General features: G+C 67.4%; 10 protein-coding genes, 3 tRNA genes and 1 pseudogene. 3 read left to right on the top strand and 11 right to left on the bottom strand.

Annotated elements, in window-relative coordinates; translation table 11 throughout:
• Positions 1-4: 4 nt before the first annotated feature.
• The 5 genes from QP029_RS10205 to QP029_RS10185 form a co-directional block, all read right to left on the bottom strand.
• Positions 5-547 carry an HD domain-containing protein gene (locus QP029_RS10205; RefSeq protein ID WP_284876225.1) on the bottom strand — a complete coding sequence of 181 codons (543 nt, stop codon included), beginning with the start codon at positions 545-547 and terminating at the stop codon, positions 5-7.
• 36 nt (positions 548-583) lie between these two features.
• Entirely contained in the window at positions 584-1,051 is a 468-nt protein-coding gene (locus QP029_RS10200) for a nucleoside deaminase (protein WP_284874200.1), read from the bottom strand.
• 149 nt (positions 1,052-1,200) lie between these two features.
• Positions 1,201-1,276: transfer RNA gene (locus QP029_RS10195), tRNA-Glu, on the bottom strand.
• A 707-nt stretch (positions 1,277-1,983) separates the two neighbouring features.
• Positions 1,984-2,056: transfer RNA gene (locus tag QP029_RS10190), tRNA-Glu, on the bottom strand.
• A 36-nt stretch (positions 2,057-2,092) separates the two neighbouring features.
• Positions 2,093-2,164: transfer RNA gene (locus QP029_RS10185), tRNA-Gln, on the bottom strand.
• 216 nt (positions 2,165-2,380) lie between these two features.
• Between QP029_RS10185 and QP029_RS10180 the strand changes: the two genes are divergently transcribed.
• The gene (locus QP029_RS10180) at positions 2,381-2,845 is read left to right on the top strand and encodes a DUF2975 domain-containing protein (protein WP_284874199.1); all 465 of its coding nucleotides are present in this window, start codon (positions 2,381-2,383) and stop codon (positions 2,843-2,845) included.
• Positions 2,845-3,066 carry a helix-turn-helix domain-containing protein gene (locus QP029_RS10175; RefSeq protein WP_284874198.1) on the top strand — a complete coding sequence of 74 codons (222 nt, stop codon included), beginning with the start codon at positions 2,845-2,847 and terminating at the stop codon, positions 3,064-3,066. The genes QP029_RS10180 and QP029_RS10175 overlap by 1 nt, the downstream gene beginning before the upstream one ends.
• Here QP029_RS10175 and gltX read toward each other — a convergent pair.
• Positions 3,051-4,541, bottom strand: coding sequence for a glutamate--tRNA ligase (gene gltX, locus QP029_RS10170; protein WP_284874197.1), 1,491 nt, complete (start codon positions 4,539-4,541; stop codon positions 3,051-3,053). The genes QP029_RS10175 and gltX overlap by 16 nt on opposite strands.
• A gap of 29 nt (positions 4,542-4,570) precedes the next feature.
• Entirely contained in the window at positions 4,571-5,407 is an 837-nt protein-coding gene (locus tag QP029_RS10165) for a CE1 family esterase (RefSeq protein ID WP_284874196.1), read from the bottom strand.
• A 64-nt stretch (positions 5,408-5,471) separates the two neighbouring features.
• Between QP029_RS10165 and QP029_RS10160 the strand changes: the two are divergent.
• A pseudogene (locus QP029_RS10160) lies at positions 5,472-6,583 on the top strand (isochorismate synthase).
• A gap of 4 nt (positions 6,584-6,587) precedes the next feature.
• Here the strand turns inward: QP029_RS10160 and QP029_RS10155 are convergent.
• Genes QP029_RS10155 through QP029_RS10140 form a run of 4 tightly spaced genes read right to left on the bottom strand, consistent with a single transcriptional unit; the run spans position 6,588 to position 10,527 of the window.
• The gene (locus QP029_RS10155) at positions 6,588-7,181 is read right to left on the bottom strand and encodes a class I SAM-dependent methyltransferase (protein ID WP_284874195.1); all 594 of its coding nucleotides are present in this window, start codon (positions 7,179-7,181) and stop codon (positions 6,588-6,590) included.
• Positions 7,182-7,183: 2 nt separating this feature from the next.
• The gene (locus tag QP029_RS10150; protein WP_284874194.1) at positions 7,184-7,984 is read right to left on the bottom strand and encodes a fumarylacetoacetate hydrolase family protein; all 801 of its coding nucleotides are present in this window, start codon (positions 7,982-7,984) and stop codon (positions 7,184-7,186) included.
• Between the two features lie 30 nt (positions 7,985-8,014).
• Positions 8,015-8,671: an exonuclease domain-containing protein gene (locus tag QP029_RS10145; RefSeq protein ID WP_284874193.1), complete on the bottom strand. Its 657-nt coding sequence runs from the start codon at positions 8,669-8,671 to the stop codon at positions 8,015-8,017.
• On the bottom strand, positions 8,671-10,527 hold the full coding sequence (locus tag QP029_RS10140) for a DUF294 nucleotidyltransferase-like domain-containing protein (RefSeq protein ID WP_284874192.1): 1,857 nt from the start codon (positions 10,525-10,527) through the stop codon (positions 8,671-8,673). Before QP029_RS10140 ends, QP029_RS10145 begins: the two co-directional genes overlap by 1 nt.
• Positions 10,528-10,532 lie beyond the last annotated feature (5 nt).

Raw genomic sequence — 10,532 nt, 5'->3', positions numbered from 1 at the left:
CGCTTCACGTCAGGTCCGTCATGCGTCCGGTCGCCGCAACCAGCTCCCGGTTGAGCGACAGGCCGGGAAGTCTCCTCTCCACCACCTCGCTCACCGCCCGGTACCACCACAGCTGCTGGTCCCGTCCTGAGGAGAAAGGCGACCACAGGTTCTCACCGAGTTCCGCGTGGTCGTCGAGGATCGAGAGCAGGTTGTGCAACTTGTCCGCGCAGGCGATGAGCACCGCCTCCGCAGCGGCGGCATGCTCGAGGTGGTCGAGGTAGGCATCCGCCCGTTCCTGCCAGTCGGTCAGGGAAGAATCCTTCGTCAGGTCGACGACGATGTCGGCGACCCGGTCCCCGAACTCCGCCCGCATCTCGGTCTCACTGAGGTTGTGCGGTACGTCCTCCAGGACGTCATGGAGGACAGCGGCGATGAGCACGTCCTCGTCACCGGTCTCCCGGGACACCAGGTACATGACACTGTAGGTGTGAGACACGTACGGGATTCCCGATCCCTTTCGCACATGATCCCGGTGGGCGGTGGCGGCGGCGCTGATCGCCCGCATCAGTCGGCCGGTCAACGCCGGTGAGGTGGCCACCGGTCAGTACTCCACCCGGTCGCCCTTGGCCAGCCATTCGCCAAAGACGTCCCGTGCCCGCTGATCGGGGGCATGGACGACATCGATGGACCGTTGGCCAACGGGTCGACTCAGTTCCTCATCGATGAGCGTGTCATCGAACCCGATGCTGGCGGCGTCATGCCGGGTGTTGGCGAAGAACACGCGCTTCACGCGGGCCCAGTAGATTGCACCCAGGCACATCGGGCAGGGTTCGCAGCTGGCGTAGAGTTCGCACCCCGCCAGGGTGAAACTCCCCAGCTTCTCTGCGGCCCGACGGAGCGCGACCACTTCGGCGTGGGCGGTGGGATCGTTGGTGCCCAGCACCAGGTTCGTCGCCTCCGCGATGATGACGCCGTCGCGGACCACGACCGCGCCGAAGGGACCACCGTCCCCTGCGTGCATGCCCTCACGGGACAGCTCGATGGCCCGGGCCATGATTGTCGTGTCCATGTCCTCCAGTATGGGGCCGGGCCCGGCCACGCGTGACTGTTCCGACGTTCCACTGGGTGGGCACCTGCGGTCAGCTCAATCCCCACCTATCCGGAGAACGGGTGGGCAAACGAAAAGCCGGATCCGAAGATCCGGCTTTTCTCGCTGTCTGGTACCCCGTACGGGATTTGAACCCGTGTTACCGGCGTGAGAGGCCGGCGTCCTAGGCCGCTAGACGAACGGGGCGTGTTCGCTGTGATGCGGTGTCCGTTAAGGACTCCATAACAGTAAACGTTCCCTGTGTAAGGAAACAAATCGGCAGGTCATCGGGCAAAAAGCAGTAAAGAACCCACCACCTGTGGGTGGTGGGTTGGTCCGAACCGTGGACGATGGGGCTTCCACCGCTTCCGACTGCCGGTGCGGAAGTGTCGTCGATCCGAGTAGATGTTCCTCGTGATCGCGTCCGCTGCGTTCTAGAGAACTGAGGGGCCGGGGGTTGGCTTGTCCGTACCGTGGGGTTCGGTTGACGCCATTCGCTGCATATCGCTCCCGTTAGCTCCTGTACTTCGCGCAAGCTGTGCGCCTGGAAGTTGCCGGATTATGGCGATGCCGCTTATGGGAGGACGCCTGCGACGCGTCCGGAGATATGGTGGTCACTTGCTGCCATATGCTCTCCTTCCGGTTCTCTACGGTCGGAGTACCGATCATCCTCTGCCTGGTACCTGGGCTTGTGAGGTGTGATCCTCTCCGCTACCTGCAGCATATGTCCCCGCAACCCCCGATTAAAGGTTCATTCACAAAACCGTTACCTTGCATTACCCCCGACACAATATCCGCCCAGTTGTGAGCCAGCTATCACCGTTAGGGGCGGGGGTGACATCAGATGAGGAAACGACGAAAAGCACTTCCCGTTGTTCCGTCAAGAAACGGTGGGAAGTGCTTTTCTGAATTTGTACCCCGTACGGGATTTGAACCCGTGTTACCGGCGTGAGAGGCCGGCGTCCTAGGCCGCTAGACGAACGGGGCGAAGCGAATGATCTTCGCCGGCAGATTGCTCTGCAGCTGGCCTACCAGGACTCGAACCTAGAACGACGGTACCAGAAACCGCTGTGTTGCCAATTACACCATAGGCCATTGTTCAGTTTTTCTGTCGCTCTCTTCGGCGTGAACCTCGGTGAGCAACGTTGAATACTATAACCACAACGGTGAAACATGGCCAAATCCGCTGGCCAGACGGCCTTGTCCCGGGCCGGATATCGCCCCGGAGCACCACGGTCCGTGCCACGACTTCCCTCCGGGGAATCTATCGTTATACGATAGGTTCCCATCGTATCCCGATAAAGGAGAAGCATGTCCCCCACCCTCGTGGCCCTGCTCCGGGGAATCCTCGTCCTCGGTGGCCTGGCCGGGCTCGCCGTCCAGGTCCTCGTGGCCGGCGGGCTCATCCTCGGCGAAGGGACGGTGCCCCTGGCGGCCTGGTCCATCCTGGCCGTGATCATCGTCCTGGGCCTGGCCTGCCTCCAGTTCTCCCTCTACTGCATCTGGCGTCTCCTGGGTCTGGTCCGGGAGGGCACGGTCTTCTCCCCCGCCGCCCTCGGCTGGGTGGACCGCATCATCGGGGCGATCGTCGGTGGAGCCGTCGCCGTCCTGGTGGCCGGTTACATCGTCGCGGAGGTGGATGACGCCCCGGGGCTCATCCTCGTCGCCACGGTCGTCTCACTGCTCATCGGTGGGGTCGCCCTGGTCGTGTACGTGCAGCGGGCACTGCTGATGCAGGCGACCGGCTTCTCCACCGAGCTCGAGGGGGTCATCTGATGGCCGGGTCAGCCGGGGAGATCGTCGTGGACATCGACGTGATGCTGGCCCGCCGGAAGATGGCCGTGGGAGAGCTCGCCGAGCGGGTGGGCATCACGCCAGCCAACCTGGCGGTGCTGAAGAACGGACGGGCCAGGGCGGTGCGGTTCACCACCCTGGCCGCGTTGTGTGAGGCCCTGGACTGCCAGCCCGGGGACCTGTTGCGCTACTCCGCCGACTGATACGGGGTGACGGCGCGTGCTGCCCGCAGGCGCGCGAGCGTGGACTCCCGGCCCAGCAGCTCCATGGACTCGAACAGCGGCGGGGAGACCGCCTCGCCGGAGACGGCCACGCGCAGGGCGCCGTAGGCCTTGCGGGGCTTGAGCTCCAGGTCCTCGATGAGGGCCTTGGTCAACGCGGCCTCGATCTCCGGGGTCGTCCACTCGGTGACGTCCTCCAGGGCGGCGATACCGGCGTCGAGCGGCTGCACGGCGTCCTCCTTGAGGTTCTTGCGTGCCGCCTTGTCGTCGAGGGTGAGCTCGGCGTCCGGGGTCACCAGGAACTTCAGCAGGCCGTAGGCGTCGGACAGCACCTTGATGCGGGTCTGCACCAGATCGGCCGCCACCTGGAACTTGTCCGCCGGGTAGTCGGCCGGGAAGTCGGTGTACTCGCTGAGGTAGTCGCGCAGGCGCTGCTCGAACTCACCGGCCGGCAGCAGGCGGATGTGGTCGGCGTTGATGGCCTCGAGCTTCTTCTGGTCGAAGCGGGCCGGGTTGCCCAGGACGTCGGCCACGTCGAAGTTGGCCACCAGCTCGTCGACGGTGAAGATGTCGCGGTCGGCGGACAGGGACCAGCCGAGCAGCGCGAGGTAGTTGAGCATGCCCTCGGGGATGATGCCGTTCTCACGGTGGTTGAACAGGTTGGACTGCGGGTCACGCTTGGACAGCTTCTTGTTGCCCTCCCCCATGACGAACGGCAGGTGGCCGAACTCGGGGGTGAACTCGGCGACGCCGATGCGCTGGAGGGCCTCGTAGAGGGCGAGCTGGCGCGGGGTGGAGGGCAGGAGGTCCTCTCCGCGCAGGACGTGGGTGATGCGCATGAGGGCGTCATCCACCGGATTGACCAGGGTGTACAGGGGGGCGCCGTTGGAGCGGGCGACGACGAAGTCGGGCTGGGTGGCGGCCTTGAACTCCACCTCGCCGCGGACCAGGTCGTTCCACTTCCAGTCCTGCTCGGGCATGCGCAGGCGCCAGACGGGCTTGCGGCCCTCGGCCTCGAAGGCGGCGATCTGCTCGTCGGTGAGGTCGCGGTCGAAGTTGTCGTAGCCGAGTTTGGGGTCGCGGCCGGCGGCCTTGTGGCGCTCCTCCACCTCCTCGGCGGTGGAGTAGGCGGGGTAGACCTCGCCGGCGTCGATGAGCTTGTTCAAGACATCTTTGTAGATGTCCATGCGCTGGGACTGGCGGTAGGGCTCGTGCGGGCCGCCGGTCTCCACGCCCTCGTCCCAGGTGATGCCGAGCCAGGTGAGGCCGTCGATGATGGCCTGGTAGGACTCCTCGGAGTCGCGGGCGGCGTCGGTGTCCTCAATGCGGAAGACCATGGTGCCGCCGGTGTGGCGGGCGTACGCCCAGTTGAACAGGGCGGTGCGCACGAGTCCCACGTGCGGGGTTCCGGTGGGCGACGGGCAGAAACGTACTCGAACGTCAGTCATGCCCGTCATGTTACTGGTCGGGTCCCGACTCCCCGGACTCAGAGGCGGGAGAGGAAATCCCAGGCGGTGCGGGTGGTGTGTCCGGGCCAGCCGTAGCCGGAGTAAGGCGAGTAGATCAACTCGGTGGCGGCGGTGCAGCCGAGGTAGGTGTGGCGTTCGCCGACGACCTGTTGGGAGTCGCAGCTGTTGCGCTGGGCCCAGTTGCCCACGACGGTCTCCAGGGGCAGGAAGTGGGCGCCGTTGCGGATGCCGCCGGCAGGGGCGGCGATGCCGTCGTTGGCGCCGTGGAGGAACAGGACCGGCTCCCCGGCGGCGAGGCAGCCGGCGTCGACGGGGTCGTAGAACATGCCGGCGATGCTCACCACGCCGTTGACCAGATCGGGGGCGTGGCAGGCCAGTACGAGGGTGAAGGCGCCGCCGTTGGAGTGGCCGAGGGCGTGGACGCTGCTGCGGTCGATGGCGTACTGCGCGTCGAGGGCGTCGACGATCATCCGGGCGTAGGCGACGTCCTCGGTGATGCTGGTCGCCGCATAGGGCGCGCCCGCCCAGGCGTCGCCCACACCGCGACCGTAGGCGACGATGGCGTCCCGACCGAGCTCGCGCCCGTGGTCGGCGGCGAGCGACTCGGGGCTGACGTTCCAGCCGCCGAAGGCGAGGAGCACCGGGTAGGCGCGGGTCGGGTCGTAGTTGGCGGGCAGGGTGACCAGGGCGTCGCGCTCCCCCACCTGCAGCGGCATGGGCCGCGACGGCGCCGACCCTGTGGACGAGCCCGAGGAGGAACCGGAGGAGGACAGCTGGGCGTGGGCGGTGACCGGGGCCGTCAGGCCGAGGCTGATCAGGGTTGCCGCGATCAGCGCGGCCAGTTTCTTGGGCACATCGTGAGTGTAGTCCCGCACCGCAGTGACCGTCCCGGGTTCGGCGGGTCTAGACTGTTTCTCCATGTGTGCCCACCGACCTGTCACCGCGCCGGACTTCCTCCTGTCCCGCGCGCACGGTTCGGTGCGTACCCAGGGCAGTGTGGAGTCCTTCACCGACCCACAGGAGGCGATTGCGGCGCTTGTCGACGCCCGCGTCCCCATCGTCGTCGGCGCCTTACCGTTCGACCGTTCCGCGCCTGCGGCGCTCACCGTCCCGGAGAACATCATCCGGGAGGACGGCCCGCTGGAGCCGCACTCCTACTACCGGCAGGGGCCCGGCTCGGTGCTGCACGCCACTCTGGCCGGGGTGGACCCCGAACCGGAGGAGCACCTGCGCCGCGTGGAGGCCGCCGTGGGCACGATTCGGGCCTCCAAGCTGGAGAAGGTCGTGCTGGCCCGCGCGGTGGACATCAGTTTCGACCCACCGGTGGACCCGCTGCTCGTCGCCGCCCGGCTCATCGACAACTCCGTCAACCGGGACGGTTTCATCGCCGACCTCACTCCGGCCGGTAAGCCGGGGCACATGCTCGTCGGCTCCTCCCCGGAGGTCCTGATCAAACGGCAGGGGTCGACGGTGTCGGCCTATCCCCTCGCGGGTTCGGCGGCGAGGAGGCAGATCCGGTGATCGACGCGGGCGTCGGCAAGCGGTTGGCGTCCTCGGCGAAGAACCACGCGGAACACGCCTACGTGGTCGACCACCTGCGCCGGGTGCTCACGCCGTTCTGCACCCGCCTGGACATCGCGGAGACCCCGGAGCTGACGAAGACGAACGAGATGTGGCATCTGGCCACCCCGATCGTCGGCACGCTGCGCTACCCCGGGCTCACCGCCCTGGAACTCGCGCTGCACGTGCACCCCACCCCGGCGATCTGCGGCACCCCCACCGACGCGGCCGAGGCGCTCATTGAGACCGCCGAATCCGACCGCAGCTTCTACGCCGGCGCGGTCGGCTGGTGCGACTCCGCCGGCGACGGCGAGTACATGGTCGCCATCCGCTGCGCCGAGGTGGCCGGCGACGGCCGCACCGCCCGCGCCTGGGCCGGCGGCGGCATCGTCGCCGACTCCGACCCCGAGGAGGAACTCGCGGAGACCACCGCCAAGCTGCAGACCATCCTGCGCTCCCTGGGGCTGTGACCGCTCAGAAGCGGGTGGCCCGCAGGACGACATCCATGTGGTGGTGGGCCCCTGCCCCGGAGGTGACGTTACGCTCGGCGGGATAGGTCATCGACCCGCCGAACTCCGCCACGGCGAAGGGCTCGAGGTATCCGGGGTCGAGGATCATGCGTTCCTCGCGGATGTCGAAGAGATGGTGGATCCACACCAGTGCCCCGCCGGGCCCGACGAGTCGGCAGATGCCGGTGGCCAGGTCCCTGTCCTCCGGAAGGGGGACGTAGCTGCCGGCCACCAGGTCGAAGGTGCCGAGAGCCGAGTCCAGGAATCCGGTGAGGTCCTGTTGCCGGAAGGTGATGCGGTGGGTGACCCCGTGGGCGTCGGCAAGCGTGCGGGCACGCTCCAGGGCCGCGGCGACGGGATCAATGGCGGTGACCTCCCAGCCCTGCTCGGCGAGCCACACGGCGTCCGCGCCCTCGCCGCACCCGATGTCCAGGGCGCGGCCCGGGGTCAGGCGGCCGGCCTCATGGACCAGAGCCTCATTGGGCAGGCCGGACCAGCGGGGGCCGTCGGCGTAGAAGCGCTCGACATCATCCGGTTCGGGCCGGCCGTGGTCATGCATGGCTACGCGCGGGCGATCGGGTTGCCGAGCTTGCCAATACCGGGGATCTCGATCTCGATGTAGTCGCCCGGCACCATGGCCTCGGTGCCCGCCGGGGAACCGGTGCAGATGACATCGCCCGGCAGCAGGGTCATGGAGGCGGTGATGAATTCGATGATCTCGCCCATCTTCATGATCATCTGGTTCGAGTTGGAGTCCTGCTTGAGGCTGGTCTCCCCGTCGTGGGTGAGGCGGGCCTGGATGGGCAGCTCGTCGATGTCGATGGACTCGATGTCCGTCTCGATCCAGGGACCGAGCGGGCAGAAGGTGTCGATGCCCTTGGCACGCGCCCACTGGCCGTCGGCGAACTGCAGGTCACGGGAGGAGACGTCGTTGACGATGGTGTAGCCGAGGACCACAGACTTCCAGTCTGCAGCCTTGACATTCTTGCAGGGCTTGCCCACGACGACGGCCAGCTCACCCTCGAACTCGACCTTGGTGGCAAACTCCGGGATCCGGATCGGTGCCTCCGGGCCGACGACGGCTGTCGGCGGCTTGAGGAACAGCGTCGGCGGCAGGTGCTCAGCGGACTCCTTGAACACCTCGGCGACGTGGTCGGCGTAGTTGCGGCCGATGGCCACGACCTTGCTCGGCAGCATCGGGGCGAGCAGCTTCACATCCGCCAGCGGCCACTCACGGCCGGTGTAGTTCGGCTCCGTGAACGGGGTCCCCTCCACCTCCTTGGCAACAAGGGCATTCTCATCGGTTCCGTCGATGACGGCGAAACACATTCCATCCGGGTGGGCAATTCTTCCAAAGCGCATGGCTGACACCCTACTACCGGGCGGGACCGGTCACTCGATGAGATCCTTCAACACCGTCCCCGGCAGCAGCGCCCGGTGGGCGAGGTAGATCTCGGCACAGGCGAGCGCATCGGTCAGGGCGTTGTGGTTGCCGTAGGCGGGCAGCCCGTAGCGGTGCCGGACCCGGGCCAGTCGCAGGTCCTCACCCCGGGGATAGGTGCCCATGCGTTCCATGTGACGGCGTTCGATGCCGAACGTGTCCACCACCGGCACCTCCAGCGGGGCACCGAAATGGCGACGCATTCCCGCGGAGAGAAACCCGGTCTCCATCGCGGCGAAGTGCGCGAGCAGGGCCCGGCCCTCCAGAGCCCGGAGGAACTGCGCGAGGGCCTCCTCCGCCGGCACTCCGGCGGCGATCTCGTCGTCGGTCAGGTGATGGATCGTGGCCGACGACCCGACCGAGAAACCCTCGGTGCCACGCAGCACCACGTACCCGGCGCCGGACAGGTCGATCGAGCGGCCGTTGACCGGTACCCAGCCGATGGAGACCAGGTCATGCTTGTCCGGCTTCAGCCCGGTGGTCTCCACGTCGACGGCGAGCAGGGACAGCTCGTCGATCGGGGTCCGCTCGTGGGGCGGGTCGACGAGGTAGAACTCCTGGAGCGGGCCGGTGGCCTTCCTGGCCGGGTCCTGGCGGAACGGCCACATCAGATGCTCCTCACCGGGTACTTGGTGGCCAGGGCGTTCTGCATGTTCTTGATGATCTGGAAGCTGTCGCGCAGGTGCTCGCGGTCCATCTTGGACAGCTGGTTGGGGTCGATGTTGTAGTCGGGGACGATCTTCTCCCGCACCTGCTGGGCCTGGTGCCGCAGGGTGATGGTGCGCAGGTACTCGAAGGCGTCGAGCAGGTCGAGGGCACCCTTCTCGGAGACGGCGCCCTCGGCGGCGGCGTCGGTGAGGCGACGACGGGTACCCACGGCGGTGACGCCGGCGTTGAGGGAGAACAGTCGCGCCATCTGGACGATGCCGGCGGTGCCGCCCTTCTTCACGTTGAGGGTGTTGGCGTACTCACCGGAGCGGTCGACCACCAGACCACGGAAGAATCCGAGCGGCGGTTCGCGGCGGGCGGCCAGCGACGCCAGGTGGGCGTGCATGCGACGGGCGCCCCGTGCCATGCCGACGGCGGACGTGTGGACGGACTCCCCCAGCTCGATGTCGCCGTGGATGGGGCGGAAGTCGAAGAAGGTCTGGGCGTGCAGCAGCGCGTCTGGATCGGGCGCGGTGACCCAGGTGTGGAAGGTGTCCACCCACTGCGACTGCGTCATCCGCCACTGCGGATTCATGGCCATCATGTCACCCGGACACAGCACCTGACCGGCGGTGTCCAGCCCCCGGCACACGAACTCGGACAGCTGCGCGAAGTACTCACCGTGCTCGGCATCGACGTAGTCGTCCGACAGGACCAGGGCGTTGTCCTGGTCGGAGGCCAGGCCCATCTCCCGGCGGCCCTGCGAGCCGACGACGACGAAGGCGTAGGGCACCGGCGGGGCGCCGAACTTCTCCTCGCCGAGGGTGAGCAGACGGCGGGCCAGGGAGTCACCGGCGATGGTCATCATCCCGGCCGTCTCCTCCGCACTCGCACCGCGCTCGATGAACCGGGCGGCGACCTCGGAGGCCTCCGAGTAGGCGTCCTTCAGCTCCTCCGGGGACGTGCGCCGCGAGAGATCGGCGGTGAGGTAGATCGGGTCATGCCGGAGCAGGCGCATGACGTCGGCGGTGGTGACGATGCCGGTGAGCTGTCCCCCGTCGACGATGGGCAGGTGGTGGATCCGCATCTCCGCCATGAGCAGCATCGCCTCGAAGGCCAGGGTGTCAGACGTGACGGTCCGCGGGTTGGCGGTCATGATGTCGGTGACCGGCAGTGAGATGTCCAGCCCCTGCGCCACGACCCGGCCACGCAGGTCCCGGTCGGTGACGATGCCGGCCAGCTCACCGTCGGTGGTGATGAGCAGAGAGGAGACCTTGCGTTCCTCCATCAGCTGGGCCGCCTGCCGGATGGTGGCCTCCGGGCCGATCGAGGCCGGATCGTTGATCTTGAAGTCCGCCAGCTGGGTGCGCAGCACCTCCGAGGAGGCGTCCTCGCGCAGTTCATCCGCGGCGGCGCGGATACGGCGGGACTGGGAGAAGTAGAAACGCTCGATGTCCGGGTTGCGCTCCACCAGCGCGAGGAAGTCCGCGCGCGGGAGGGTGAGCAGCAGCGAGTCCTCGACCGCGGTCATGGTGTACCGGGAGGAGTTCTCCCCCACCAGCGTGGAGTAGCCGAAGCTGCGCCCCGCGTCACGTCGGTCCAGCAGCAGGCCGTCCTCACCGAGCACGTCCACGGCGCCGGAGCGGATGAGGTAGAGGAAGTCGTTGGGTTGTCCGAGCAGGATGATGTCCTCGCCGCGGCGGACGTACTGCATGCTCATCTGGGCCGGCAGGACGTCCAGCTCGGACTCGGGCAGGCGGGTGAAAGGCTCCAGGTCGGCGATGAATCCACGGACCTCGTCTAGTTCGACCGTCATGGCTT

Origin of the sequence: Corynebacterium suedekumii (genome assembly GCF_030252185.1) — a bacterium.
GTDB lineage: Bacteria > Actinomycetota > Actinomycetes > Mycobacteriales > Mycobacteriaceae > Corynebacterium > Corynebacterium suedekumii.
This window is presented reverse-complemented; position numbering and strand designations above follow the sequence as displayed.

Coding starts and splice junctions, on each gene's coding strand:
- QP029_RS10205 (WP_284876225.1), bottom strand. CDS start 547: ATGCGGGCGATCAGCGCCGCCGCCACCGCCCACCGGGATCATGTGCGA.
- QP029_RS10200 (WP_284874200.1), bottom strand. CDS start 1,051: ATGGACACGACAATCATGGCCCGGGCCATCGAGCTGTCCCGTGAGGGC.
- QP029_RS10180 (WP_284874199.1), top strand. CDS start 2,381: ATGTCCCCCACCCTCGTGGCCCTGCTCCGGGGAATCCTCGTCCTCGGT.
- QP029_RS10175 (WP_284874198.1), top strand. CDS start 2,845: ATGGCCGGGTCAGCCGGGGAGATCGTCGTGGACATCGACGTGATGCTG.
- gltX (WP_284874197.1), bottom strand. CDS start 4,541: ATGACGGGCATGACTGACGTTCGAGTACGTTTCTGCCCGTCGCCCACC.
- QP029_RS10155 (WP_284874195.1), bottom strand. CDS start 7,181: ATGCATGACCACGGCCGGCCCGAACCGGATGATGTCGAGCGCTTCTAC.
- QP029_RS10150 (WP_284874194.1), bottom strand. CDS start 7,984: ATGCGCTTTGGAAGAATTGCCCACCCGGATGGAATGTGTTTCGCCGTC.
- QP029_RS10145 (WP_284874193.1), bottom strand. CDS start 8,671: ATGTGGCCGTTCCGCCAGGACCCGGCCAGGAAGGCCACCGGCCCGCTC.
- QP029_RS10140 (WP_284874192.1), bottom strand. CDS start 10,527: ATGACGGTCGAACTAGACGAGGTCCGTGGATTCATCGCCGACCTGGAG.